The sequence below is a fragment of the Stenotrophomonas nematodicola genome, assembly GCF_009467805.1.
GTDB lineage: Bacteria > Pseudomonadota > Gammaproteobacteria > Xanthomonadales > Xanthomonadaceae > Stenotrophomonas > Stenotrophomonas nematodicola.
In genome coordinates this window covers 87,235-110,598 of sequence record NZ_WIAY01000002.1, presented here as the reverse complement: position 1 = coordinate 110,598, position 23,364 = coordinate 87,235, and the positions used below count along the sequence as shown (strand labels likewise).

The 23,364-nt window shown below is 66.5% G+C and carries 22 protein-coding genes; 13 read left to right on the top strand and 9 right to left on the bottom strand.

Annotated elements, in window-relative coordinates:
- Positions 1 to 29: 29 nt before the first annotated feature.
- The 8 genes from nudE (at position 30) to gcvH (ending at position 5,685) form a co-directional block, all read left to right on the top strand.
- A complete protein-coding gene (gene nudE / locus GDJ08_RS08060; RefSeq protein ID WP_017354595.1) occupies positions 30 to 578 on the top strand; it encodes an ADP compounds hydrolase NudE in 549 nt (182 codons plus the stop codon).
- Positions 575 to 1,378: a 3'(2'),5'-bisphosphate nucleotidase CysQ gene (cysQ, locus tag GDJ08_RS08055; RefSeq protein ID WP_017354596.1), complete on the top strand. Its 804-nt coding sequence runs from the start codon at positions 575 to 577 to the stop codon at positions 1,376 to 1,378. The genes nudE and cysQ overlap by 4 nt, the downstream gene beginning before the upstream one ends.
- Before the next feature lie 19 nt (positions 1,379 to 1,397).
- Positions 1,398 to 2,210, top strand: coding sequence for a nucleoside triphosphate pyrophosphohydrolase (gene mazG, locus GDJ08_RS08050; RefSeq protein WP_017354597.1), 813 nt, complete (start codon positions 1,398 to 1,400; stop codon positions 2,208 to 2,210).
- On the top strand, positions 2,207 to 2,530 hold the full coding sequence (locus tag GDJ08_RS08045) for a YnfA family protein (protein WP_017354598.1): 324 nt from the start codon (positions 2,207 to 2,209) through the stop codon (positions 2,528 to 2,530). Before mazG ends, GDJ08_RS08045 begins: the two co-directional genes overlap by 4 nt.
- Before the next feature lie 60 nt (positions 2,531 to 2,590).
- Positions 2,591 to 3,553: an SPFH domain-containing protein gene (locus GDJ08_RS08040; RefSeq protein WP_017354599.1), complete on the top strand. Its 963-nt coding sequence runs from the start codon at positions 2,591 to 2,593 to the stop codon at positions 3,551 to 3,553.
- A 1-nt stretch (position 3,554) separates the two neighbouring features.
- The gene (locus GDJ08_RS08035) at positions 3,555 to 3,986 is read left to right on the top strand and encodes an NfeD family protein (RefSeq protein WP_017354600.1); all 432 of its coding nucleotides are present in this window, start codon (positions 3,555 to 3,557) and stop codon (positions 3,984 to 3,986) included.
- Between the two features lie 94 nt (positions 3,987 to 4,080).
- Positions 4,081 to 5,193 (top strand): glycine cleavage system aminomethyltransferase GcvT, encoded by a 1,113-nt coding sequence (gcvT, locus tag GDJ08_RS08030; protein WP_153164659.1) that lies wholly within the window; start codon positions 4,081 to 4,083, stop codon positions 5,191 to 5,193.
- A 96-nt stretch (positions 5,194 to 5,289) separates the two neighbouring features.
- A complete protein-coding gene (gcvH, locus tag GDJ08_RS08025) occupies positions 5,290 to 5,685 on the top strand; it encodes a glycine cleavage system protein GcvH (RefSeq protein WP_017354602.1) in 396 nt (131 codons plus the stop codon).
- A gap of 464 nt (positions 5,686 to 6,149) precedes the next feature.
- Here gcvH and GDJ08_RS20010 read toward each other — a convergent pair whose 3' ends face one another.
- Positions 6,150 to 6,521: a hypothetical protein gene (locus GDJ08_RS20010; RefSeq protein WP_154081099.1), complete on the bottom strand. Its 372-nt coding sequence runs from the start codon at positions 6,519 to 6,521 to the stop codon at positions 6,150 to 6,152.
- Between the two features lie 90 nt (positions 6,522 to 6,611).
- Between GDJ08_RS20010 and GDJ08_RS08020 the strand changes: the two genes are divergently transcribed.
- A complete protein-coding gene (locus tag GDJ08_RS08020; RefSeq protein WP_153164658.1) occupies positions 6,612 to 7,136 on the top strand; it encodes a histone in 525 nt (174 codons plus the stop codon).
- A gap of 143 nt (positions 7,137 to 7,279) precedes the next feature.
- Here GDJ08_RS08020 and GDJ08_RS08015 read toward each other — a convergent pair whose 3' ends face one another.
- Both GDJ08_RS08015 and GDJ08_RS08010 read right to left on the bottom strand, forming a co-directional pair.
- Positions 7,280 to 8,674, bottom strand: a complete 1,395-nt coding sequence (locus GDJ08_RS08015; protein ID WP_153164657.1) for a serine hydrolase domain-containing protein — start codon at positions 8,672 to 8,674, stop codon at positions 7,280 to 7,282.
- A 153-nt stretch (positions 8,675 to 8,827) separates the two neighbouring features.
- Positions 8,828 to 10,558 carry a GMC family oxidoreductase gene (locus GDJ08_RS08010; RefSeq protein WP_229296477.1) on the bottom strand — a complete coding sequence of 577 codons (1,731 nt, stop codon included), beginning with the start codon at positions 10,556 to 10,558 and terminating at the stop codon, positions 8,828 to 8,830.
- 79 nt (positions 10,559 to 10,637) lie between these two features.
- On the opposite strand from GDJ08_RS08010, the gene GDJ08_RS08005 reads away from it, so the two are divergent.
- Complete coding sequence (locus tag GDJ08_RS08005) at positions 10,638 to 11,972, top strand: NTP/NDP exchange transporter (protein ID WP_136003066.1); 1,335 nt, start codon at positions 10,638 to 10,640, stop codon at positions 11,970 to 11,972.
- A gap of 29 nt (positions 11,973 to 12,001) precedes the next feature.
- Positions 12,002 to 12,358 carry a DUF1304 domain-containing protein gene (locus tag GDJ08_RS08000; protein WP_017354607.1) on the top strand — a complete coding sequence of 119 codons (357 nt, stop codon included), beginning with the start codon at positions 12,002 to 12,004 and terminating at the stop codon, positions 12,356 to 12,358.
- Positions 12,359 to 12,567: 209 nt separating this feature from the next.
- Here GDJ08_RS08000 and GDJ08_RS07995 read toward each other — a convergent pair whose 3' ends face one another.
- The 3 genes from GDJ08_RS07995 to GDJ08_RS07985 form a co-directional block, all read right to left on the bottom strand.
- Positions 12,568 to 13,077 carry a hotdog fold domain-containing protein gene (locus tag GDJ08_RS07995; protein ID WP_136003068.1) on the bottom strand — a complete coding sequence of 170 codons (510 nt, stop codon included), beginning with the start codon at positions 13,075 to 13,077 and terminating at the stop codon, positions 12,568 to 12,570.
- An 87-nt stretch (positions 13,078 to 13,164) separates the two neighbouring features.
- Positions 13,165 to 15,642: an acyl-CoA dehydrogenase gene (locus tag GDJ08_RS07990; RefSeq protein ID WP_017354609.1), complete on the bottom strand. Its 2,478-nt coding sequence runs from the start codon at positions 15,640 to 15,642 to the stop codon at positions 13,165 to 13,167.
- Positions 15,639 to 16,559: an alpha/beta fold hydrolase gene (locus GDJ08_RS07985; RefSeq protein ID WP_017354610.1), complete on the bottom strand. Its 921-nt coding sequence runs from the start codon at positions 16,557 to 16,559 to the stop codon at positions 15,639 to 15,641. Before GDJ08_RS07985 ends, GDJ08_RS07990 begins: the two co-directional genes overlap by 4 nt.
- A 139-nt stretch (positions 16,560 to 16,698) precedes the next feature.
- On the opposite strand from GDJ08_RS07985, the gene GDJ08_RS07980 reads away from it, so the two are divergent.
- Positions 16,699 to 17,298 carry a TetR/AcrR family transcriptional regulator gene (locus GDJ08_RS07980; protein WP_017354611.1) on the top strand — a complete coding sequence of 200 codons (600 nt, stop codon included), beginning with the start codon at positions 16,699 to 16,701 and terminating at the stop codon, positions 17,296 to 17,298.
- A gap of 134 nt (positions 17,299 to 17,432) precedes the next feature.
- Here the strand turns inward: GDJ08_RS07980 and GDJ08_RS07975 are convergent, their stop codons facing one another.
- The 3 genes from GDJ08_RS07975 to hslO form a co-directional block, all read right to left on the bottom strand.
- Entirely contained in the window at positions 17,433 to 20,192 is a 2,760-nt protein-coding gene (locus GDJ08_RS07975; RefSeq protein WP_017354612.1) for a TonB-dependent receptor, read from the bottom strand.
- Positions 20,193 to 20,631: 439 nt separating this feature from the next.
- Positions 20,632 to 21,456 carry an XOO1806 family protein gene (locus GDJ08_RS07970; RefSeq protein ID WP_206147332.1) on the bottom strand — a complete coding sequence of 275 codons (825 nt, stop codon included), beginning with the start codon at positions 21,454 to 21,456 and terminating at the stop codon, positions 20,632 to 20,634.
- A gap of 152 nt (positions 21,457 to 21,608) precedes the next feature.
- Positions 21,609 to 22,505, bottom strand: a complete 897-nt coding sequence (gene hslO, locus GDJ08_RS07965; RefSeq protein ID WP_153164655.1) for an Hsp33 family molecular chaperone HslO — start codon at positions 22,503 to 22,505, stop codon at positions 21,609 to 21,611.
- Between the two features lie 79 nt (positions 22,506 to 22,584).
- Here hslO and mtgA point away from each other — a divergent pair, with 79 nt between their 5' ends.
- Positions 22,585 to 23,337: a monofunctional biosynthetic peptidoglycan transglycosylase gene (mtgA, locus tag GDJ08_RS07960; RefSeq protein ID WP_153164654.1), complete on the top strand. Its 753-nt coding sequence runs from the start codon at positions 22,585 to 22,587 to the stop codon at positions 23,335 to 23,337.
- The last annotated feature ends 27 nt before the right edge of the window (positions 23,338 to 23,364 follow it).

Here is a 23,364-nt window from a genome sequence, read left to right as displayed (position 1 = left end):
GCACACATTCTATCCAAGAGCCTGTTCGCATGAGCCGTCGCCTGCCCATCATCCACCAGATCACGGACGAGGAAAGCGGGCCCTTCCAGCGCCAGCACCTGGACCTGGAATTCTCCAACGGCGAACGCCGCCGTTTCGAGCGTCTGGTCAGCCGGGGCCACGGCGCGGTGGTCGTGGTGCCGATGCTCGACGAGGAGACCGTGCTGCTGGTGCGTGAATACGCGGCCGGCGTGCACCGTTACGAGCTCGGCCTGGTCAAAGGGCGCATCGATGCCGGGGAAAGCCCCGAGCAGGCCGCCGACCGCGAACTGAAGGAAGAGGCGGGGTACGGTGCCCGCCGCATTGATGTGCTGCGCGCGATGACGCTGGCGCCGACCTACATGAGCCACCAGTCCTGGCTGGTGGTGGCCCGCGACCTCTATCCCGAACGCCTGGTCGGCGACGAACCCGAGGAGCTGGAAGTGGTGCCCTGGAAGCTGGCCGATCTGGACCAGCTGATGCTGCGCGAGGACGTCTCCGAAGGCCGTTCGCTGGCGGCGTTGTTCATCGCCCGCGAGTGGCTGGGACGTCGGGAATGATCAAACTCACGACGGATCTGCGCGAAACCGTCATCGCCATCGCCCAGGACGCCGCCGCCGCCATCATGGGGGTGTATGCCACTGCGTTCGATGTGGAGATCAAATCCGATCGCAGCCCGCTCACCGCGGCCGACCTGGCCGCCAACCAGGTGATCGAGCGCGGCCTTGGCCAGCTCACTCCGGACCTGCCGATCCTGTCCGAGGAATCGGCGCAGGTGCCGTGGGAGGTGCGCCAGCACTGGGGTGCCTATTGGCTGGTCGATCCGCTCGACGGCACCCGCGAGTTCGTCAAGCGCAACGACGAGTTCAGCGTCAACATCGCGCTGATCTACCAGGGGGCGCCGGCCTTCGGCGTGGTGCTGGCGCCGGTCAGTGGCACGGTCTGGCATGCGATGCGTGGTGAGCTGGCGTATCGCCGCGACGGCATGCGCGACTCGGTGCTGCGCACCCGCACGCCGGCCGTGCCCCCGCTGAAGGTCGCCGCCAGCCGTTCGCACCGCAGCCCGCAGACGCAGGCGCTGCTGGACCGGATGGGCGGGATCGAGCTGGTCGCACAGGGCTCGTCGCTGAAATTCTGCCGGCTCGCCGAGGGCACGCTCGACGTCTACCCCCGGTTGGGACCGACCGCCGAATGGGACACCGCCGCAGGTCAGTGCGTGCTGCACGCCGCCGGTGGTGCGGTGCTGTCGGCGGCCACCGGCAAGCCGTTCCGCTACAACCGCCGCGACACCCTGTTGAACGGCGACTTCATCGCGCTGGGCGATACCCGCCTGCCGTGGCGCGACTGGTTGCCTGCCTGACCCCATCGGAGAACCCCGCATGACCCCCAGTGCCGAACTGGACCGCCTGCTGCAGATCATGGCGCGCCTGCGCGATCCCACGCAGGGGTGCCCGTGGGACCTGCAGCAGGACTTCGCCAGCATTGCCCCGTATACCGTCGAGGAGGCCTACGAAGTGGCCGACGCGATCGACCGCGGTGACCTGGACGACCTCAAGGACGAACTGGGCGATCTGCTGCTGCAGGTGGTCTTCCACGCACAGATGGCCAGCGAGCAGGGTGCGTTCGCCTTCGCCGACGTCGCCCGTGCGATCAGTGACAAGATGCAGCGGCGTCATCCGCACATCTTCGCCGACGTGGAGGTCGACGACGCCGACCAGGTCAACCTGAACTGGGAGGCGATCAAGCGTGCCGAACGCGCGGCCAAGGGCCACACCGATACCTCCGCGCTGGCCGGCATTTCGCGTGGCCTGCCCGAGTGGCAGCGGGCGGTGAAGCTGCAGGCCCGCGCGGCCCGGGTCGGCTTCGACTGGCCCGACCCGCAGCCGGTGCTGGACAAGGTGCGCGAGGAACTGGACGAGGTGGCGGCGGAATTCGCCCGCGGTGATGTCCAGGCCAACCACGCGCGCCTGCAGGAAGAACTCGGGGACCTCCTGTTCGTCTGTGCCAACCTGGCCCGGCACGCCAAGGTCGATGTCGGCGCGGCGCTGCGCCAGGCCAACCACAAGTTCGAGCGCCGCTTCCGCGCGATGGAGGCGCAGGCCGCCGCCGCCGGGCAGCGCATGGACGCGCTGGACCTGGAGGCGCAGGAGCGCCTCTGGCAGCAGGCCAAGCGCGACGAAGCGACATCGTGAACACGCTGCTGCTGTTCGTACTGACCGCCGTGGCCGAAATCGTCGGCTGCTACCTGCCGTGGCTGTGGCTGCGCAAGGACGGCAGTGCGTGGCTGCTGCTGCCGGCAGCGGCCAGCCTGGCCCTGTTCGCCTGGCTGCTGACCCTGCATCCGGTCGCCAGCGGCCGCGTCTACGCCGCCTACGGAGGCGTCTACATCGGCACTGCGCTGATGTGGCTGTGGCTGGTGGACGGCATTCGTCCCAGCCGCTGGGATCTGCTTGGCGTCGCCCTGTGCCTGGCCGGGATGACGGTGATCATGTTTGCCCCCCGCGGCAGCTGAACCGGGTGTCGCAGCGCAACTGACCGTACAATCGGGACATCACAGGGAAAGGAGTTTCCGATGTTTCCGACCATGCTGTTCTCGCTGGTGCTTGCCTTCGTGGCCGTCGTCATCCTGTTCAAGGCCGTGCGCATGGTGCCGCAGGGCTACGAGTGGACGGTCGAGCGCTTCGGCCGCTACACCCACACCATGTCCCCCGGCCTGCATTTCCTGATTCCGATCGTCTACGGCGTCGGTCGCAAGGTGAACATGATGGAGCAGGTGCTGGACGTGCCCAGCCAGGAAGTGATCACCAAGGACAACGCCGCGGTGCGCGTGGACGGCGTGGTGTTCTTCCAGGTGCTCGACGCGTCCAAGGCGGCCTATGAAGTGGCCAACCTGGAAGTGGCGATGATCGCGCTGGTGCAGACCAACATCCGCACCGTGATCGGGTCGATGGACCTGGACGAATCGCTCAGCCAGCGCGAGGTGATCAATGCCCAGCTGCTGAGCGTGGTCGATCATGCCACCAACCCGTGGGGCGTGAAGGTCAACCGCATCGAAATCCGCGACATCCAGCCCCCGCGCGACCTGCTCGACGCGATGGCTCGGCAGATGAAGGCCGAGCGCGAAAAGCGCGCGCAGATTCTGGAAGCCGAAGGCTCGCGCCAGTCCGAGATCCTGCGTGCCGAAGGCGAGAAGCAGGCGGCCGTGCTCGAAGCCGAAGGCCGCAAGGAAGCCGCGTTCCGCGATGCGGAGGCGCGTGAGCGCCTGGCCGAGGCCGAAGCCAAGGCGACCGAAATGGTGTCCGACGCGATCGCCAAGGGCGACGTGCAGGCGATCAACTACTTCATCGCGCAGAAGTATGTGGAGGCGTTCAAGGAACTGGCGACCTCGCCGAACCAGAAGCTGGTGCTGATGCCGATGGAGGCCAGTGGCGTGATCGGATCGATCGCCGGTGTGGCCGAACTGGCCAAGGAAGCGTTCGCCAAGCAGGAAGAGAAGAAGGCCGCGCGCGCGGTGCCGCCGCGGATCGGAGGCTGACATGCGCTGGGAGGTCGTAGGCTGGGGCGCGCTGGCATTGGTGCTGTTTGCGGCCGAAGCGCTGGCCCCGGGGGCGTTCATGCTGTGGATCGGCATCGGGGCGGCGGCGGTGTTCGTGCTGGTGGCCGTGTTCGCCGACATTCCGCTGCTGTGGCAGGTGGTCGCGTTCGTGCTGCTCAGCGTGGTGTCGATCCAGTGCTACCGGCGCTGGGGGCGCTCCCACGATCGGCAGAGCGACGCGCCGTTGTTGAACCGGCGTGCCGAGCAGCTGGTGGGGCGGGTGGTGCTGCTGGACCAGCCGATCGTCGCCGGCAAGGGCCGCGCCAAGGTCGACGACGCGTTCTGGGTGGTGGATGGCCCGGACCTGCCGGCCGGGAGCGCGGTACGGGTGGTGGCGGTGGCGGGCATGACGCTGAAAGTGCAACCGGTCTGAGCAGGCTGCGGCGGCGCATTCCGCACCGCCGCAGGCGTTGTGAAGACGGTTCTGGGATAATGGCGCTCTTGCCTTCATTCCCCCGGAACCGGTCATGACCCAGAAGACGCTTCTCAACGACACCCACCGCGCACTCGGCGCCAAGATGGTCGATTTCGGTGGCTGGGACATGCCCATCCACTATGGCTCGCAGCTGGACGAACACCACCTGGTGCGTGCCGACGCGGGCATGTTCGACGTCAGCCACATGACCGTGGTCGATCTGCGCGGCGCGCAGGTCAAGCCGTTCCTGCGCCGCCTGCTGGCCAACTCGGTGGACAAGCTCAAGGCCACCGGCAAGGCGCTGTACTCGTGCATGCTCAACCCGCAGGGCGGGGTGATCGACGACCTGATCGTCTACTACCTGGCCGACGACTTCTTCCGCATGGTGGTGAACGCCTCCACCCGCGAGAAGGACCTGGCCTGGATCCGTGAACAGGCGGCCGCCTTCGACGTGCAGGTGACCGAGCGCGACGACCTGGCGATCATCGCCGTGCAGGGCCCCACCGCACGCGCGCGCGTGATCGGCCTGGCCGCGGAGGGCGACCGCGCCGCATTGAACACGCTCGGCCGTTTCGCCGCGATCGAGGCGACCGCCGCCAGCGGTGCGCCGCTGTTCGTGGCGCGCACCGGCTACACCGGTGAGGACGGGTTTGAAATCCTGATTCCGCAGAACGACGTGGTCGCCTTCTGGAACGCCCTGGCGCAGGCCGGCGTACGTCCGGCTGGGTTGGGCGCGCGCGACACGCTGCGCCTGGAAGCCGGCATGAACCTGTATGGCCAGGACATGGACGAGCAGATCACCCCGTACGAAGCCGCCCTGGCCTGGACCGTGGCGCTGGACGAAGGCCGCGACTTCATCGGCCGCGAGGTGCTGGAAGCGCAGAAGGCGGCGGGCGACGCACGCCAGCTGATCGGCCTGGTGATGGACGAGAAGGGCGTGCTGCGCCACGGCCAGGCGGTACTCACCGCCAGCGGCCAGGGCGAGATCCTGTCCGGCACCTTCTCCCCGACGCTGGGCAAGGGCATCGCGTTCGCCCGCGTGCCGGCCGGTGAGCTGGGCCAGGTGCACGTGGACATCCGCGGCAAGCAGGTCCCGGTGCGCGTGGTGAAGTTCCCGTTCGTGCGCGAAGGTCAGGCCCAGCCCGGCGTGCTGGTCGAGGCCTGATCCAGCAGTTTCCGGCGCGCGGTTGCCCAGCGGCCCGCGCCGGTTGGTTACACTACCCCCGTTTCCCGAACCCCTGAATTTTCTCGGAGCAGTTCCATGAGCGAGATCCCCGGCGACCTCAAATTCCTCAAGTCCCACGAGTGGGCGCGCGTCGAAGGCAATGGCCGCGTCACCGTCGGTATTTCCGACCATGCCCAAGGCCTGCTGGGCGACCTGGTCTACGTCGAGCTGCCCAACGTCGGCGACACGGTCAAGGCGGGCGAGCAGGCCGCCGTCGTCGAGTCGGTGAAGGCCGCCTCGGACGTGTACAGCCCGATCACCGGTACCGTGGTCGAGGTCAACAGCGCGCTGTCGGACAAGCCGGAAACCATCAACGAAGATGCGTACGGCGAAGGCTGGATCTTCGTGGTGGAAGTGACCGGCACCGACGAGTTGAACGAGCTGCTGGCGCCGGACGACTACGCCGAGCTGCTGGAGAACGAGGATCACTGATCCTGCGTCGCTCCCAGGAACGGCCGCCTTGTGCGGCCGTTTTTTTTTGGCTGTTCTCCCGTGGACGGGAAAACGAACGGCATGCACCGGCGCGGCGGCGTTAGCGAGGCGTGATGATGTTGCGGTGTGCGCGCGCTGCCGGCGCGTTCCGCGTCGGCTCATGCCGTCGGGTTGGGAACCCATCGCGACGGGTCATGAGCATGCCGATGCGCGTCGCCGCACATCGACATGCGGTCGCAGGACGACCGCTGGCGACCTGCCGAAGGTGCGATCGCGCCGACACTGCGCGGTAGAAAGTTTGCGCATTTGCGTCAATCGGGTAGTAAAAAGCGCAGCCGGATGTGAAAACTTTTCCGACGGATTTTGCCCCTTTGTTGGCAGCCGGTCAGACAGGCGCGCCGCTGCTCGCACACCTGCCTGTGCGCATGCCGCCACCCGGGGTGTGTTTCGCGAAAGTGCTTCTTTTAAGTTGTTTTTGTTTCAGGGCTTGCCGCCGACAGGGCATCGGCGTGTCCGTTGGTGTGGGCATGACGTGTCGGTACGGGGTGTCCAACGGGTGCTCGGCGCAGCGCGTCGGACGTGTCCGGTGTGAAAATTTTTCGCCGGGGTTGTTGACAGTGAAAAAAAGCGTGATTAGGTTTCGCCAAGCAGACCTTGCCTGCCAAGAGAGTGAGCAGAATCGACATCCAGTCGCGAAGCACAACCAGGACATCCACCTTGCATCCGATGACGGTGGAGTCGGCTTCGCTTCCTTCGGTGAAATGCAAGGGCACCCCTGATCCGACACCTGCCTGGCCGATCCCGGTAGGTGTCCCCGTATCCGTCACGACGCGCATGACGCGACGGCGGTCCCCGCAACGCAGCAACGGCGGGTTTGCTTTACCTGGGCGTTTCAACTCCATAGATCACTGACGAGGAGCCATCCCATGGCAACCAAGAAAGCTGCGAAGAAAAAGCCGGCCGCCAAAAAGGCAGCCAAGAAGGTCGCTAAGAAGGCGACTGCCCGTAAAGCCGTGAAGAAGGTCGCCAAGAAGGCGGCGGCCAAGAAGACGGTGAAGAAGGCCGCCAAGAAGGCGACCGCCCGCAAGGCAGTGAAGAAGACAGCCGCCAAGAAGGCGGTCAAGAAGGTAGCGAAGAAGGCGGCTGCCAAGAAGACCGCGAAGAAAGCAGTGAAGAAGACGGCGAAGAAGGCCGTCCGGAAGGTCGCCAAGAAGGCGGCTGCCAAGAAGACCGCGAAGAAGGCTGTCCGCAAGGTAGCCAAGAAGGCGGCGGCCAAGAAGGCCACCCGCAAGACGGCGAAGAAGGCCGTCAAGAAGGTAGCCAAGAAGGCGACGGCGAAGACGGCCACCGCCAAGAAGGCGGTCAAGAAGGTTGCAAAGCGCAAGCCGGCAGCCCGCAAGAAGAAGGCTGCCCCGGTCGCCCTGCCGGCAACCCCGGCACCGCTGATCTAAGCGTTTCCCGATAGCCGCACCTGAAACTCCTTCCCCGGCAGCCCAGCGGGGAGGGAGTTTTTTTATGGGTGCGTTTCCGGCCGGTGCCCACAGAAAAAAAGGCGGCCAAGTGGCCGCCTTTTTCCAATGAGAGGTCGCTGCGATCAGTGCGGCGAGGCCACCGCACGGTTGGACGAAACGCCCTTGCGCTTGTTCTGCGGGGCGGCATCTTCGGCCATCAGGTTGTCGCTGCCGAAGTCGGTATCCACGTCCAGCCAACGCTGGCTGGGCAGGCCCATCGCTGCGTCGAGCACGGTCGGCAGCAGGCCGCTGGGCAGGCTGCTTTCACCGTTCCACATGATGGCAATGCCGAGGTCGCGTTCCGGCACCAGCGCAACCAGCCCACGGTAGCCCTGCACCGCGCCGGCATGGAACACCACTTCATGGCCGGCGTAATCGAAGTTGCGCCAGCCCAGTGCGTAGCCGGCCGAATGCAGGCGTTCGCGGCGCCAGCCGGAGCGCATTTCGCCCGGGGTGCTGATCAGGGTGGAGTGCAGGGTGGCCAGCAGCGGCGCAGGCAGCACGTCGGGCCGGTGTCCGGTGTGGGCCAGCAGCCACTGCGCCATGTCGCTGGCGCTGGCATTGACGCCGGCCGCCGGTGCCAACCGGTAATAGGTGGGCTTGGGGGTCAGGGCAACCCAGCCGTTGCGGCTGCGCACATGCGGACGCGCCCAGCGCGAGCTGGCCTGGATGCCGGCCAGGCCGAGGCTGGCGTCATCCATGCCCAGCGGCTTGAACAACCGACGCTCGACCGACTGTTCGTAGAAACTGCCGGAGGCGGCGTAGACCACGTCGCCGATCAGACTGAAGGCAACGTTCTGATAGGCGTAGCACTCGCCCGGCTGGCACTTGAGCGAGGTCGAGGCCAACTTGTGGGTCAGCGTGTAGTACTCCGCGTTGGCTTCCACGTCGCGGTCGTATGCGTTGTAGGGCAGGCCGACCCGATGGCTGAGCAGGTCGGCCACGGTCAGCCGCTCGGTTGCTTCCGGCGAGTTCAGCCGGAAGCCGGGGACGTAGTCGGTGACCTTGCTGTCCCAGCGCAGGGTGCCGTCGTTGACCAGCAGGCCGGCCATCGTACCGGCGAAGGCCTTGGACAGCGACGCGAGGCGGAACACGGTATGCGCGTCGACCTGCTGCGGATTGTTGACGTCGGTAACGCCGTAGCCCCGCGCGCTGAGCACGCGGCCGCCCTGGACGATCGCCACGGCCATGCCGGGGACGCGCTCGCCATAGGTGAGCTGCTGCGCCATCGATTCGATTGCCGCGACATTGAAGCCCGGTGCGGGCGGCAGTACCTGCCGCGCGGCCGGCGCGGCGCGATACGCGGCCGGCTGGGTGTGCGGCACGTTGGCCGGGACGCTGTTCTCGATGTTGACGGGGAACGCGGACGGCGAGGCACTGGGGGTCTGTGCAGTGGAAGACACTGCGATGGGCATCAACATGCCCAGCAACCCGGTTGCCGCCGAACGGATCGGTCGGCGCCTGCTGTTCTGATTCATCGTGTAGGGCCCGTGCGCGACTGCTGTAAGGGATTCTAGCGCCGCTTTTCCTCATTGCACAAACGAAGCGAAGATGAATACGTATCACATTGAAAATGCGTGGGTTTTTGCGCTGCTCCGACGGTCCGTGCCGCCGACGCGGCGGGGCCCTGTTCAGCGTGATCCCGCGTCCTGGCGCAGCCACTGCGCGGCCCGTTCGGCGATCATCAGGGTGGGGGCGTTGGTGTTGCCGCTGATCAGGCTGGGCATCACCGCAGCATCGACCACCCGCAGCCGCTGGGTGCCGTACACCCGCAGCATCGGGTCGACCACGGCATCGGCATGCTGGCCCATCGCACAGGTGCCGACCGGGTGGTAGATGGTCTCGGCCTTGGCACGGATGAACGCGGCCAGGGCCGCATCATCCAGATCGTCGCGGGCAGGAAAGACCGGGGCGCCGCGCCACGGATCGAACGCGGGCTGGGCCAGGATCTGCCGGGACAGCCGGGCGCACTCGATCATCATCCGCAGGTCGTGGCCGTCCGCATCGCCAAGGTAGTTGGGCTGCAGTCGTGGCGGCGACCGCGCGTCGGCATCGCGCAGGTACAGCCTGCCGCGGCTGCGCGGATGCAGCGGGCACGCATGCAGCGTGTAGCCATCACCGGGCAGGCGATGGCGGCCGTGGTTGTCGAGCATGGCCGGCACGAAATGGAACTGCACGTCGGCGCGTGCGTCCGGCGCCAGTGCCGAGCGGGCGAAGCCGCCGGCCTCGGCCAGGTTGCTGGTGCCGGCACCGCGATGGCCGCGCAGGAAGTAGTCGATGGCGATGCGCAGCTCGTTGCTGCGGTCGTAACTCACCCCGGGATGGGTGTGCACGACCGTGCAGATATCCAGGTGGTCCTGCAGATTGCCACCCACCCCGGGCAGGTCCACGCGCGGGGTGATGCCGTGGCCGCGCAGTGCGTGGGCGGGACCGATCCCGGAGAGCATCAGCAGTTGGGGCGAATGGATGGCGCCGGCGCTGAGGATCACTTCGGCCGATGCGGTGGCATGTCGATGCTCCCGGCCACGCCGGTAGTGCACGCCGGTCGCGGTGGTGCCGACGAAGCTCAGCGCCACCGCCTGGGCGCCGGTGAGCACGGTGAGGTTGCGCCGTGCACGCGCCGGGCGCAGGTAGGCGGTGGCACTGGAGCAGCGGGCGCCATCGCGCTGCGTGACCTGATACAGGCCGACGCCGAGCTGGTGGACGCCATTGAAGTCATCGTTGGGCGCATGGCCCGCCTGCACGGCGGCGGCCAGGAACACGGCCGAGAGCGGATTGTGGTGGCGCAGGTCGGACACCGACAGCGGTCCGGCATCGCCGTGCAGTGCGCTGGCGCCGCGGCTGTTGGCCTCGCCATGCAGGAACCACGGCAGCACCTGCGCCCATTCCCAGCCGGTGGCGCCGGCAGCCGCCCAGCCGTCGTAGTCGGCCGGCACGCCGCGGATGTAGCACATCGCATTGATCGCGCTGGATCCGCCCAGCACCTTGCCACGCGGCCACCACAGGCGCCTCCCGTCCAGGGCGGGCTCCGGCTCGGTGTCCAGGTTCCAGTTGATGCGCCGGTTGTTGACCAGCCGCGCCAGGCCGGCCGGCATGTGGATGAAGGGGTTGCGGTCGGCCGGGCCGGCTTCGAGCAGCAGCACCTGGCACTGCGGGTCGGCACTGAGCCGGTTGGCCAGTACACAGCCGGCCGAGCCGGCGCCGACGATGATGTAGTCGTACCTGTCCCGTGCCAATGCCAGCAGCTCCCCGATGGTGTACCCCGGAGCATAGGGCAGACGGACGGTGAACGGGTCGGGCGGTGTGGGCCGGGCAGCGCTGCGCGGGTGCGGCGGTCGGCTACTGGCGATGTTGCGGTGCATCGTTTACCTTGCGCGCTTTGCCGCCCGGAGTTCCCACGATGCTGCCGTTTCGACGTCGCCTGAGCGCGGAGCGGGTGCGATGACCGCCGTGGCCACGCCGGTGCGGGGATCGGGGCTGCGCGATGCGCTGCGCCAGTCGCCGCCGCTGATCTGGGCATCGGTGTACTTCTTCTGCCTGCTGAGCGGCTATTACGTGCTGCGCCCGGTACGCGAGGCGATGGCGGCCTCGGCGGACCTGCAGACATTGTTCCCGTCCGGGCTGATCGCATGGTTCGCCGGCCACGGGATTGCGCTGCAGGACTTCGTGCTGCAGTTTCTGTTCACCTGCGTGTTCCTGATCATGCTGGTGATGCAGCCGCTGTACGGTGCGCTGGTGAGCCGCTATCCGCGGCGGGTGTTCCTGCCGGTGGTGTACGGGTTCTTCATTGCCACGCTGCTGGGCTTCTATGTGCTGTTCGACAGCGGGGTGCCCGGTCGCGGGATGGCGTTCTTCTTCTGGATCACGGTGTTCAACCTGTTCGCGGTGGCGGTGTTCTGGAGCTTCATGGCCGATGTGTTCTCCAACACGCAGGCACGTGCGTTCTACGGCTACATCGGCGCGGCCGGCACCATCGGGGCCTTTCTTGGCCCGATCATCACGTCGGCGCTGGTGCAGCGGGTGGGCATCGCCAACCTGATGCTGGTCTCGGCCGGCTTCCTCGGTGTATGTCTGTTCTGCATCTGGCGGCTGCGCCTGTGGGCGGTGGCGCGTGAGCGGGATCAGCAGCTGGTGTCGGGCGAGACGCCGATGGGCGGAAGCGTGCTGGACGGCCTGAAGCTGATCGCGCGCGAGCCGCTGCTGCGCTGGCTGGCGCTGATGGTGCTGTTCGGCGTGGGCATCGGGACGCTGTTGTACAACGAGCAGGCCGCGATCGTGCGCCGGCTGTACACCGACCCTGCGGCCAGTACGGCATTCTTCTCGCGGGTGGACCTGGCGGTGAATGCGCTGACGCTGCTGATGCAGTTGGGGCTGACCCGGTGGCTGTTGTCGCGTTACGGGATCGCGCCGGCATTGTTGATCCCGGGCTTTGCGATCATCGTGGGCTTCTCGGTGCTGGCGGCTTCGCCGCTGCCGCTGCTGGTGGCGATGGTGCAGGTGATGACGCGGGCGAGCGAGTTTTCGCTGGCCAAGCCGGCACGCGAGACGCTGTACACGCGGGTGGACCGCCAGTGGCGCTACAAGGCCGGTGCGGCGATCGATACGGTGGTGTACCGCGGCGCGGACCTGGGCTTTGCGTGGGTGCACAAGGGGCTGTCGCTGTTCGGCTCGCACGTGCTGTTTGCGGGGGGGCTGGTGGTGGCCGGGCTGATGACCTTTGCCGCGTTCGGCCTGCTGCGCGAAGAAAAGAAGCTGCCGGCCGAGCGCCCGGAGTAAGCTCTGGTCATCTTTTTCGAGGCCTGCCCATGTACTGGACCGCACTGATCCTGACCCTGGTGGTCGCCCTGCTGCACGTGTACTTCCTCGTGCTGGAAATGTTCCTGTGGACGCGTCCGCTGGGCCTGAAGACGTTCCGCAATACGCCGGAGAAGGCCGAGACCACGCGCGTGCTGGCGGCCAACCAGGGGCTGTACAACGGCTTCCTGGCCGCCGGCCTGTTCTGGGGCCTGTTCGATCACCTGCCGATGCTGGTCAACTTCATGCTGGGCTGCGTGATCGTGGCCGGCTGCTACGGCGCCTACAGCGTCAACAAGCGGATCTTCTTCATCCAGGCCGTCCCGGCGATCCTGGCCGCGATCGCCTGGCATTTCGTGCCGGCGTAAGCGAGGTCGCCGGTAGGTGCCGACCGTTGGTCGGCACAGCCAGAGCCAAAGCCCGCATCTGGATTCTCCCCGGCTTGGCTGGCGGGCGTGTCCCGTACCCCCATTCCCGCCGGCCACGCCCGGGAGAATGCGGATGAGGGCTGTGGCTGTAGCTCTGGCTCTGGCTCTGGCGTTGAAAGGCACAGAGCGTGCCGACCAGCGGTCGGCACCTACCGATCGGTGAGGTGACCGGTGGTTGGAGCGTTCCGCGAACGGTCCTGCGGTGAGAGCCACATCTGGATGCGGGCGCTGAAGACCGGTGTGCCGGCGGTGTCGCGGATATGGACGTCGACGGGCAGGGTGTAGCCGCTGTCGGCCGCGATGATCGGCTGGGCGGGTGTGGCGACGGCGTGCTGGGTGCCCGTGGCCTTGGCGAGGTACTGCACCTCCATGCCCTTCGGAATCCAGCGCATGCCGCGTGGCAGCGAGGCGTCGACCATCAGCCCGGCGGTGAGTTCGGCCAGGTTGCACAGTGCGATGGCGTGGACCGTGCCGATGTGGTTGGTGACCCTGCGCCGGTGCGCGATGTGGCCCTCGCAGCGACCGGGTTCGAGCACGGTGATGCGCGGGGCGATGCTGGCGAAGTAGGGCGCCTTGAAACATACCGCGCGCGCGAACAGCCATTGGCCTGCGGGCCAGCGCTGCATGCGACGGTACAGGGTGAGCAGTGGAGCGGACATCGGGGTCTCCTGGAAAGCGGCCGGGTGCCGCTGCAATGAAAAACGGCGGACCGAAGTCCGCCGTTTCCGTTCACGTCGATGCAGGCATCACGCCGCTTCCGAGCGTGCGTCCTTGCGCTCGCGGTCGTAGTAGCTGGCCGCGCGCAGCTCGTGCGGATCGAAGTCGTCCACGGTGATGGTTTCCAGCGTCAGCGCGCGGAGTTCTTCCAGCAGGGTGCGCTCGTCCTGGGTGATGACGCCCTCGGCCACGGCTTCGTCCAGCTGGGTGGTGAAGTCCAGGGCTTCGATGCCCTTGGTCTTGACCGCCTTGATGAACTTGCGCTCGACCGGCTCGGCCATGATCGCCTTGGACAGGTAGCTGTTGATGCGGCCACCCGGGTTGTTGTCGCACGGCGTCAGGAACACGCCGTTGGCCAGGCGGTCGCGGGCTTCGTTGGGCGCCATGAGCAGCGCGGCGACGCGGTGACCCAGGCGGTCGCCCGGAGCCTCGGCGCGGCGGCCGAACGGGAAGATCAGCGCCCACATCAGCCAGCCGATCGGACGGATCGGGAAGTTGCGCAGCGCGGCCGACAGCGACTCCTCGATCTTGTGCACGCTGTCGTGGAAGGCCCAGGCCAGCAGCGGCTGGTCGGTGGCCGGCGCACCTTCGTCGTGGTAACGCTTGAGCATGGCGCTGGTCATGTAGATGTGGCTCAGCACATCGCCCAGGCGACCGGACAGCGACTCCTTGAACTTCAGCTTGCCGCCGAGGGTCATCATCGAGATGTCGGCCATCAGCGCCAGGTTGGCCGAGTAACGGTCCAGCTTGCGGAAGTAGCGGCGGGTATAGGCATCGCCCGGGGCGGCACCGAACCGGGCGCCGGTCAGGCCGAACCAGAACGAGCGGACGGCGTTGGAGATGCCGAAGCGGATATGGCCGAACAGGCTGCGGTCGAATTCCTGCAGGCCTGCACGGGTGTCCGGATCCTGCGCGGCCTTCATTTCCTTCAGCACCCACGGGTGGCAGAGGATCGCACCCTGGCCGAAGATCAGCAGGCTGCGGGTCATGATGTTGGCGCCTTCGACCGTGATCGCGATCGGTGCGGCCTGCCAGCTGCGGCCGGCGAAGTTGCGCGGCCCCAGGATGATGCCCTTGCCGCCGATCACATCCATCATGTCCGAGATCACTTCACGGCTCATGGTGGTGCAGTGGTACTTGGCGATCGCAGACGGTACCGACGGCACGTCGCCGCGGTCCACGGCGGCGGCGGTGGCCTGGCACAGCGCGCTGATCGCGTAGGCCTTGCCGCCGATGCGTGCCAGGGCTTCTTCCACGCCTTCGAAGCGGCCGACCGACAGGCCGAACTGCTTGCGGATGCGTGCATATGCGCCGGTCACGACCGCGCCGGCCTTGGCACCGCCACTGGCGGTGGACGGCAGGGTGATCGAGCGGCCCACGGCCAGGCACTCATTGAGCATGTTCCAGCCCTTGCCGGCCATCTCGGCACCGCCGATCAGCTGGGTCAGCGGGATGAACACGCCCTTGCCGCGGATCGGGCCGTTCTGGAAGGTCGAGTTGAGCGGGAAGTGACGGCGGCCGATTTCGACACCGGCGGTGTCGCGCGGCAGCAGTGCCAGCGTGATGCCGATGTCGCGGGTGGTGCCGATCAGCCCATCCGGATCGTACATGCGGAAGGCCAGGCCGATCAGCGTGGCCACCGGGGCCAGGGTGATGTAGCGCTTGTCGAAGGTGAGCTTGACGCCGAGCACCTGCTCGCCGTTCCACTCGCCCTTGCAGACGATGCCGTAATCGGGAATGGAGGTGGCGTCCGAGCCGGCGAACGGGCCGGTCAGGCCGAAGCAGGGCACTTCACGGCCGTCGGCCAGGCGCGGCAGGTACTGGTCCTTCTGCGCCTGGGTGCCGTAATGGTTGAGCAGTTCGCCCGGGCCCAGCGAGTTGGGCACGCCGACGGTGGAACTCACCACGCTCGACACCGATGCCAGCTTCTGGATCACCTTGTGGTGCGCCAGCGCGCTGAAGCCCAGACCGCCGTATTCCTTTGGAATGATCATGCCGAAGAACTTGTTCTTCTTGATGAAGCTCCACAGTTCCGGCGGCAGGTCGGCGTAGACGTGGGTGATTTCCCAGTCGTTGACCATCCTGCACAGCTCTTCGACCGGGCCATCCAGGAAGGCCTGTTCTTCGGCGGTAAGCTGCGGCTTGGGGTAGTTCAGCAGGATGTTCCAGTCCGGGTCGCCGGTGAACAGCTGGCCTTCAAAACCGACCGAGCCGGTTTCCAGGGCGATGCGCTCGGTCTGCGACAGCGGCGGCAGCACCTTGCGGAACACCTTCATCATCGGCGCGGTCAGCAGCGGCTTGCGGATGAACGGCAGCAGCAACGGCACGGCGATCACCGCGACGATGGCGGCAGCCACGATCGTGGCGGTCTGGTTGACGTAGGGAATGAACCAGCAGGCGACCAGCAGCGCGACGCTGACGAGCGTCCAGGTGATCAGCCGCATGCGGTGGTAGGCGACGATGGCCCCCGCCAGCAGGAGGGCCAAGAAGGGAACGACAATGCTCATGAGCGTGCTCCGGTGACGTGCTCGGTAGTGGCGGACTGTGCCACGGCGGAGGCCGAGGGCAACACGTCCAGATAGTCCAACACAGTAGCGGTAAAGGCGCTGTTGTCATCGCCGGCGACCATATGGGTGGCCTCCGGCAACTGCACGTGGCGAGCGTGCGGCACCAGCGCGAGGAATTCGGCCACCGTCTGCGGGGTGACCAGGGTGCTGCGCCCGCCGCTGACCAGCAGCAACGGGCATTTCACCTGGCGCGCCGCCTCGGCGAGCGCGTCCTGGTGCTGTTCGCTGTCGCGCGCCAGTTCGGCGACCAGGCGCGGATCCCAATGCCAGCGCCAGCGGCCGTGGCCATCCTCGCGCAGCAGGGCGCGCAGCGCGTCCTCGGACTTGCGCGGGCGGTGCGGCATGTACGCCGAGATCACGTCCGCCGCCTGCGACAGCGAGGCGAAGCCGTCCGGATGCGCGGTCATGAACATCAGGATGCGTTCGACTCCGGCGGTATCCCAGCGCGGGGTGATGTCCACCAGCACCATCGCCGAGAACAAGCCGGGCCAGCGCGACTCGGCGAGCAGGCCGAACAGCCCGCCCATCGACGCGGCGACGAGGATCGGCGGCTGCGGCTGTTCACCGGCGAGCACGATCAGGTCGTCGGCGAACTGTTCGCCGTGATAGGCCAGGGCGGCGGGGTTCCAGTCGGAGTCGCCGTGGCCGCGGGCATCGTAGGCCAGGGTCTGGTAGCCGGCGCCGGCGAGGGTCTGCGCGGCGGCGGTCCAGGCATGCCGGGTCTGGCCGAAGCCGTGTGCGAACAGCACCGTGCCACGACGCCCGGGGGATGAGCGGGTGGCAGCCAGCACGGCATCGTGCGCGCCGGTCAGTCGCTCATCGTCAAAACGGGGCAGGGTAGAAGAAGGAGTGACCATACTCGCTAGTATGGACCGGTGCTGGTCGATGTCAATACTTGGGGGTATGGTGAGCGGATCCCTTGCCCTGACTGGGATAGGGCGGTTGCCGATGCAACCACGTACTGCAACCAACCCCAGCGTATGGTTAAATTACCTCATGAATGAACCCGAAGCTTCCGCCGGCGAGCCACGTGCCGGCCGCAACAGCCGCCTGAGTGCCGAAGACTGGGCCCAGGCCGCACTGGATCTGATTGCCGAGCAGGGCGTCGGCGCCGTTGCAGTCGAACCACTGGCCCGTCGGCTGGGGGTGACCAAGGGCAGTTTCTACTGGCACTTCCCGTCGCGCGATGCCCTGCTGCAGGCCGCGCTGGAGCGCTGGGAGCTGTTCGAGCAGGAGCAGGTGTTCGGCAGCCTGGCCGACGTGACCGACCCGCGTGTGCGCCTGCGCCAGCTGTTCCAGGTGGTGGCCCATGAAGTGCAGCCGCACATCATCTACAGCGAGCTGCTCAAGGCGCTGGATCACCCGATGGTGCGCCCGGTGATCGATCGCGTGTCGCATCGGCGCCTGGAGTACCTGGTCGCGTCGTTCCGGCAGGCCGGCCTCAGCCGCACCGATGCACAGCACCGCGCACGGCTGGCCTATGCCGCGTACGTCGGCTTCCTGCAGCTGTCGCTGCAGCTGCAGCAGCCCAAGCAGGCCCGCGAGGATTTCGAGGCCTACGTCGAGCACGTGATCGAGACGCTGATTCCGGGCTGATCGGCGCTGCGGGCGAGAACACCAGAAGGCCGCGGAAACGCGGCCTTTTTCATGCGCGCACGGTCTCCGGCAGCGCAAACGACAACGGCCCCTTTCGGGGCCGTTGCTGCATCAGGTACCGATCAGTGGATCGATCAGAACTTCTGCTTGTACTGCATGTACATGTAGCGGCCCGGCAGGTCGTACTGCGGGTCGAACATGTTGTAGGCCACGACGTACGAGGTCGGCGGCTGCTTGTCCCACAGGTTGTTCACGCCCACGTTGATGGTGCCGTTCCACGGGGTGTTGTAGCGGAACTGGATGTCGTGGTACGTGGTGGCGCCGATGTAGTTGCCAGCCGCTCCGTCGGAGCAGTAGGCGAACGCAACGGGATCTTCATCCGGATCGAAGGGGCATTCTTCCTTCATGCCCGACTTGTAACGCAGGCCGTAGTTGACGCCGAAGTCCTTGAAGCTCCAGTCGACGTACAGGTTGCCACGGATGCGCCAGTACGGATCCTGGTTCAGGTAGTTGCCCTGACGGCCATCAGCCACTGCATCGGCGGTCGCCTTGGTCTCCCACTTGCTCAGGTAGGTCGCATCCAGGTTGATGCTGAACTGGCCGAAGCTGGTTTCCGGCAGACGGTAGGCGATGCCCAGGTCCCAGCCTTCCACGTTGTACGAGGCCAGGTTCAGCAGCGGCATGCGCACGTTGGTGATGGCGTAGTTCTGCACGGCGGTGCCGTAGGTCGGATCGCGGGTGATCAGCGGGCAGTAAACGGCCTGCTGCTGTGCCGAACCGGTGTAGCAGTAGTTCACGATGTCCTGGATGTCCGGACGGGTGATCGCGTTCTCAACTTCGATCTGCCACCAGTCCAGCGTCACGTTCAGGCCGGACACGAAGCTCGGGCTCCACACCAGGCCCAGCGTCTTGCTGGTCGAGGTTTCCGGCTGCAGGTTGTCGTTGGAGGTCCAGGTGAAGGCTTCCGGACCCTGACGACCACCGCTGCCGCCACCCGGCTGCACGAAGTTGCCCGGCACGCCTTCGTCGGCGCAACGCTGGGCGATCGCGCCGGAACGGCGGCCGCTGTGCAGGGAGCAGGGATCAACGAAGGTTTCGAACGAATCGGCATCGCCTGCGTACAGGTCGTTGATGCTCGGTGCGCGGAAGCCTTCGGAGTAGTTGCCGCGCAGCATCAGGTCGTCGATCGGCTTCCAGCGGAAGCCAAACTTGTTGTTGGTGGTGTTGCCGAAGTTGCTGAACTTCGAGTAGCGCGTTGCGGCGCTGAAGTCGAGCAGCTTGGCGCCCGGCAGGTCAGCCAGCACCGGGATCGACAGTTCCAGGTAGACCTCGTCCAGGTCGTAGCCACCCTTGGTCGGCTTGGCGCCGTTGCCGGTGCTGAGGCCCGAAGCGATGAACGCATCCGGATCGAACTGGCCGCTTTCCTTGCGGTATTCGTAACCGGCAGCGAAGGCCAGGTCACCGGCCGGCAGCGGCACGATGGTGCCGGAGATGTTGGCGTAGTAACCCTTCGAGACCAGGGCCGACGAGTCGTGCGCAGTGAAGGCGGTGTAGTTGATCGCGTCCTGCGAGATCGAGCCTTCCGGACCCAGCGGGTTGACCGGCACGCAGTCGGCGATCACGGCGCCGCCCGGTGCGGTGACGCAGACCGGCTTGCCGTCGCGCATTTCCGACGGGCCGTAGGCGTTCGCCAGGTTGGCACGGTTGAACAGGCCGTAGGTCAGCACGTTCTCGTCGGTCTTGTCGTAGCGGTAACCGGCATCCCAGTCGAAGGTGCGGCCGGCGAATTCGAAGAAGCCTTCGAAGCCACCGTAGAAGTGCCAGTTCTTGACGTTCTGGTTGAACGAACGGCCGCCGGTTTCGTTGAAGCGGCGGGCAACGCTGGTCAGGTCAACGCCGTACGGGTTGTACATGCTGTTGGCGCTGAGGCGCTGGCCGGTCACCGGCATCGCCGCGAGCAGCTGCTCGGACTTGCGCTCGTTGTACAGCGCTTCGGTCTTGAAGGTGATGTTGTCGGTGAGGTTGTACGAGCCGGTCGCGAACAGCGAGGTGCGTTCCTGCGGGGTCAGCAGGTAGTTGTCCGGCGAGGTGTTGTAGCCGTGGATGTCCGAATCGAACAGGGTTTCCACGCCGTTGAGGATCACGTAGCGGTCGCCGTTGCGGATGTACGAGCCCGGCACGCCGGTGGTGCTCTGGCCGCTGAAGAACGGCGGGCCACCGGCGGAGATCGCACGGTCACCGGCCATGACCTTGCCTTCCTTGACGTAGGAAGCGCCCAGCATCAGCGATGCGCGGTCGGTGGTGGTGCCCAGGGTGAAGTCATAGGCGTCGCGCTCGCCGTCGCCCTGGCTGTACTGGCCCTTGTAGACGTTGGCTTCGGCACCATCGAAGTTGTTCTTCAAGATGATGTTGACCACGCCGGCGATGGCGTCCGAGCCGTAGATCGTCGAGGCGCCATCCTTCAGGATGTCGATACGCTCGACCATCGCGGTCGGGATGGTGTTCAGGTCGACGCTGCCGGTGATGCCGGTGGTCCAGCGACGGCCGTTGACCAGCACCAGGGTGCGCTCGCTGCCGAGGTTGCGCAGGCTGATGCCCGAGCTGCCGTCGCCGCCGTTGTTGTACGTACGGTTCAGGGCAGCGCCGCTGGCGGAGATGCGCTGCAGGATGTCGGCCACGGAGGTGACGCCCTGCTTTTCGATGTCGGCACGGCTCAGGCTCAGGACCGGCTGCGAGGTCTCGACGTCGGTGCTCTTGATGCGCGAACCGGTAACCGAGATGCGGTCCAGGTTGGTCGGGTTGGCGGCTTCCTGCGCCTGCGCGGTGGAAACAGCGGCGGACGCGATCAGCGCGACCACCACTGCATCACGCAGCGGGTTGGACTTAACGTTCATTTGCTCTCTCTCTCCAAGGGGAATCTTGGGTACTTCACTGGGGTGTCTGCCTGTGGCGAAGCGAAAGGGCGCTTCAAAGACCACGAGGCTGACTCGATAGTAACTGCGGATTCCAAAGAATTAAAGCATCGTTAACAAACGATGTGGACGGCGTGAAGTTTGAAAAGTTACATGTAAAACAATGGCTTGGTGAGACAGATCGCGATTCCGGCCTCAATCATTAAGGCTGTGTGATGAAAATTCGACGACAAATTTGTCACCGAATGTATCAAGGTTCCTATTCAGTTCAGACGCGCTATGGCATGAATGCGAACGTCTCCCATCGAGCCGCTATCGCCGGTCGGCAAGGGAGGCAGCCCAGCCCCCCTCGGGACGCGCAGGCACAAAAAACGCGCCGGTGGGCGCGTTTTTTGTTGGGCGATGCCCGCTGTCGGGGGGATCAGAGATCCTGCTCGTAGCGTACGTACGGGACGGTGCCCTCTTCGGTGCTCTCGTTGCGCGGCGCGAAGGGGTTCTTGCCCCGGGTGATGACGTTTTCGGCGCCGACGGTCAGCTGGCCGCTCCACGGCGTGCGCCAGGTCAGGCCGACGCCCAGCCCTTCCCATTTGCCGGGCTGGCCGGGGACATCGACCACCCGGCCGATGATGTTCCCGCTGAAATTGCCATAGCCTGCACCGATGGTCAGGCTCTTGCTGTCCCAGCGGTCCACCAGGGCGGGAGACATGTCGGACAACGGCACCAGGCGCGCTTTGGCATAGGTGCCGCCAATGGACACAAACCCCTCGCGGCCGATGTTCTTCTGGCCGAACACGGTCAGGTCGTTCTGTTCGGCGCGCATCGCCGGGGATTTGTTCGGCCCTGCCAACCATGCCGGCAAGGTGTCGCGGCCGCTGCCGGCGGTGATGCCGAGGCGGCCACCGGGACGGTTGAAGGCTGCCGTGCCAGTGACCCGGCGCGACAGGGAGGTGTCGTCATCGTCACCGAGGCTGGCAAGCATGCAGTGGCTGGCCAGGCCGCTGATGCTGGTGCCGCGGCTGCTGTTGCACAGCAGGCCCAGCGAATCGCCCGAGGACAACCCGAAGGCGGCGTCGAGCGAGCTGCGGCCGAAGTGCCAGCGGGCGCCGACACTTTGCTCACCGGTGGGCTCCAGGTACAGCAGCGCCTCGACCTTGCCACTGCCCTTGTTCCAGATCGGCAGCACCGTGCTGTCCTGCTTGCCCTTGGACTGCGCATACGCGCCCGGGATCGCGGTCAGGGCGATCATCAGGGCAAGCGGTAGACGCAGAAGGGCACGCATGGGAACTCTCAGACAGCGGCAATGAGCACAAGTTCCCGCCGAGGCGGGACACCGATCCTAGGGTGTTTATGATTTCTTAACAAGTCTTGGTTCTCCCCAGAACAAAACTCGTGCGTCGATTACTGAAGACGTTCAGGTGCCGGCGACGTGGCCGTCGGCTCGCTGAACAGTATGTCCAATTCCGTCAACGGAAAGTGATATTCCCGTCCACAGAATTCGCATCGGATCTCCACCGCGCCCGTGGGTTCGGCCGCCGCCCGGGCTTCGGTCTCGCCCAGCGAGATCAGCATTCCCTGCACCCGCTCGCGCGAGCACGAACAGTCAAAGCGCAGGGGGCGCTGCGCCAGCAGTTCCGGTGCCTCTTCGTGGAACAGGCGATGCACCAGGTCTTCCGGGCCCACCTCCAGCAGCTCCTGTCTGCCCAGGGTCTCGAACAGCGCGCTGGCCCGCGACCAGCCGTCGTCGTCGCCCTGGTCGCCGGGCAGCTTCTGCAGCAGCAGGCCGGCGGCGCGGTCGCCATCGGCGGCCAGCAGCAGGCGCGTGGGCAGCTGCTCGGACTGGTGGAAATAGTCCTCGAAGGCTTCGTCCAGGCTGGGCGCGGTCAGACCGACCAGGCTCTGGTAGCGCTGCGGTTCGCGCGGGTCCAGGCCCGGGTTCTCGATGGTGATGGCCAGCAGGGCGTCATCGCCCAGGGCGGTCAGGTCGCGCGGGGCGTCGTCACCGCCGTCGGCCAGCTGCACGATGCCGCGCAGGGTGCCCGCCGCAGTGCATTCGGCGAACAGAGTGCGCATTGCGGTACTGCTGCGCAGCTGGATCGACAGGCGCCCGTCGACCTTGGTGTGGCCGGTGAACAGGGCCGAGGCGACGCTGGCCTGGCCGAGCAGTTCGGTGGCGTTGGCCGGATAGCTGGCCGGGGCGAGGATGTCCCGCCAGGACGCCTGGAGCTTGACGTGGACGCCACGCACGCCGGCATCGGGAAGCAGGAAACGGGTCAGGGTGTCGGTGGTGTGGGTCATCGGTTCGAAGGCTGCGCGAAAGGAGGGGCAGTTGCCGGATAATGCGCCGACAACCGTGCAAGCAGAGGATGCACCACTAATGGGGGCAGAGCGCAGCAACCACAAGGCCGACCCGGGCCTGGATCCACCGCGCGCGCGGCGTTGGCGCTGGAAACGCCTGCTCTGGCTGCCTGTCCTGTTCGTGGCCATCACGGTCCTGCAGGTGGTGCTGCTGCGCTTCCTGGACCCGCCGGTGTCCACGGTGATGATGTGGCGCTATGGCGAGGCGTTGAGCCAGCGTGACTGGGACTACCGCCTGCACTACCAGTGGCGCGACCTGGACCAGATGGCGCCGAGCCTGCCGATTTCCCTGGTGGCCGCCGAAGACCAGCGCTTCCCCGTTCACAACGGCTTCGACCTGCAGGCGATCGAGAAGGCGCGCGATCACAACGCCCGCGGCGGGCGGCTGCGGGGGGCAAGCACGATCAGCCAGCAGGTCGCCAAGAACCTGTTCCTGTGGCAGGGCCGCAGCTGGGTGCGCAAGGGCCTGGAGGTCTGGTACACGCTGCTGATCGAAGCGCTCTGGCCGAAATCGCGGATCCTGGAGGTGTACGCCAACATCGCCGAATTCGGCGACGGCATCTACGGTGCGCAGGCGGCGTCGCGGCAGTTCTGGAACAAGGACGCCGCCCGGTTGAGCCCGGCGGAGAGCGCGCGGCTGGCGGCGGTTCTGCCCGCCCCCCGGCGCTACAACGCGGCCCGCCCCGGCCCCTATGTGCAGCGACGCGCTGCCTGGATCCAGCGCCAGGCGCGCCAGTTGGGCGGGCAGGGCTATCTGGCCGAGGAACCGTGACGGTCCGTGCCGACGGGCGGCCCCGTA

Coding starts and splice junctions, on each gene's coding strand:
- mtgA (WP_153164654.1), top strand. CDS start 22,585: ATGGGGGCAGAGCGCAGCAACCACAAGGCCGACCCGGGCCTGGATCCA.
- GDJ08_RS08015 (WP_153164657.1), bottom strand. CDS start 8,674: ATGAATCAGAACAGCAGGCGCCGACCGATCCGTTCGGCGGCAACCGGG.
- GDJ08_RS08000 (WP_017354607.1), top strand. CDS start 12,002: ATGTACTGGACCGCACTGATCCTGACCCTGGTGGTCGCCCTGCTGCAC.
- gcvT (WP_153164659.1), top strand. CDS start 4,081: ATGACCCAGAAGACGCTTCTCAACGACACCCACCGCGCACTCGGCGCC.
- GDJ08_RS08040 (WP_017354599.1), top strand. CDS start 2,591: ATGTTTCCGACCATGCTGTTCTCGCTGGTGCTTGCCTTCGTGGCCGTC.
- mazG (WP_017354597.1), top strand. CDS start 1,398: ATGACCCCCAGTGCCGAACTGGACCGCCTGCTGCAGATCATGGCGCGC.
- cysQ (WP_017354596.1), top strand. CDS start 575: ATGATCAAACTCACGACGGATCTGCGCGAAACCGTCATCGCCATCGCC.
- GDJ08_RS08010 (WP_229296477.1), bottom strand. CDS start 10,558: ATGCACCGCAACATCGCCAGTAGCCGACCGCCGCACCCGCGCAGCGCT.
- hslO (WP_153164655.1), bottom strand. CDS start 22,505: ATGACCCACACCACCGACACCCTGACCCGTTTCCTGCTTCCCGATGCC.
- GDJ08_RS08035 (WP_017354600.1), top strand. CDS start 3,555: ATGCGCTGGGAGGTCGTAGGCTGGGGCGCGCTGGCATTGGTGCTGTTT.
- GDJ08_RS07970 (WP_206147332.1), bottom strand. CDS start 21,456: ATGATCGCCCTGACCGCGATCCCGGGCGCGTATGCGCAGTCCAAGGGC.
- GDJ08_RS07980 (WP_017354611.1), top strand. CDS start 16,699: ATGAATGAACCCGAAGCTTCCGCCGGCGAGCCACGTGCCGGCCGCAAC.
- GDJ08_RS07995 (WP_136003068.1), bottom strand. CDS start 13,077: ATGTCCGCTCCACTGCTCACCCTGTACCGTCGCATGCAGCGCTGGCCC.
- GDJ08_RS07985 (WP_017354610.1), bottom strand. CDS start 16,559: ATGGTCACTCCTTCTTCTACCCTGCCCCGTTTTGACGATGAGCGACTG.
- GDJ08_RS07990 (WP_017354609.1), bottom strand. CDS start 15,642: ATGAGCATTGTCGTTCCCTTCTTGGCCCTCCTGCTGGCGGGGGCCATC.
- GDJ08_RS08005 (WP_136003066.1), top strand. CDS start 10,638: ATGACCGCCGTGGCCACGCCGGTGCGGGGATCGGGGCTGCGCGATGCG.
- GDJ08_RS20010 (WP_154081099.1), bottom strand. CDS start 6,521: ATGCGCGTCGTGACGGATACGGGGACACCTACCGGGATCGGCCAGGCA.
- gcvH (WP_017354602.1), top strand. CDS start 5,290: ATGAGCGAGATCCCCGGCGACCTCAAATTCCTCAAGTCCCACGAGTGG.
- GDJ08_RS08020 (WP_153164658.1), top strand. CDS start 6,612: ATGGCAACCAAGAAAGCTGCGAAGAAAAAGCCGGCCGCCAAAAAGGCA.
- GDJ08_RS07975 (WP_017354612.1), bottom strand. CDS start 20,192: ATGAACGTTAAGTCCAACCCGCTGCGTGATGCAGTGGTGGTCGCGCTG.
- nudE (WP_017354595.1), top strand. CDS start 30: ATGAGCCGTCGCCTGCCCATCATCCACCAGATCACGGACGAGGAAAGC.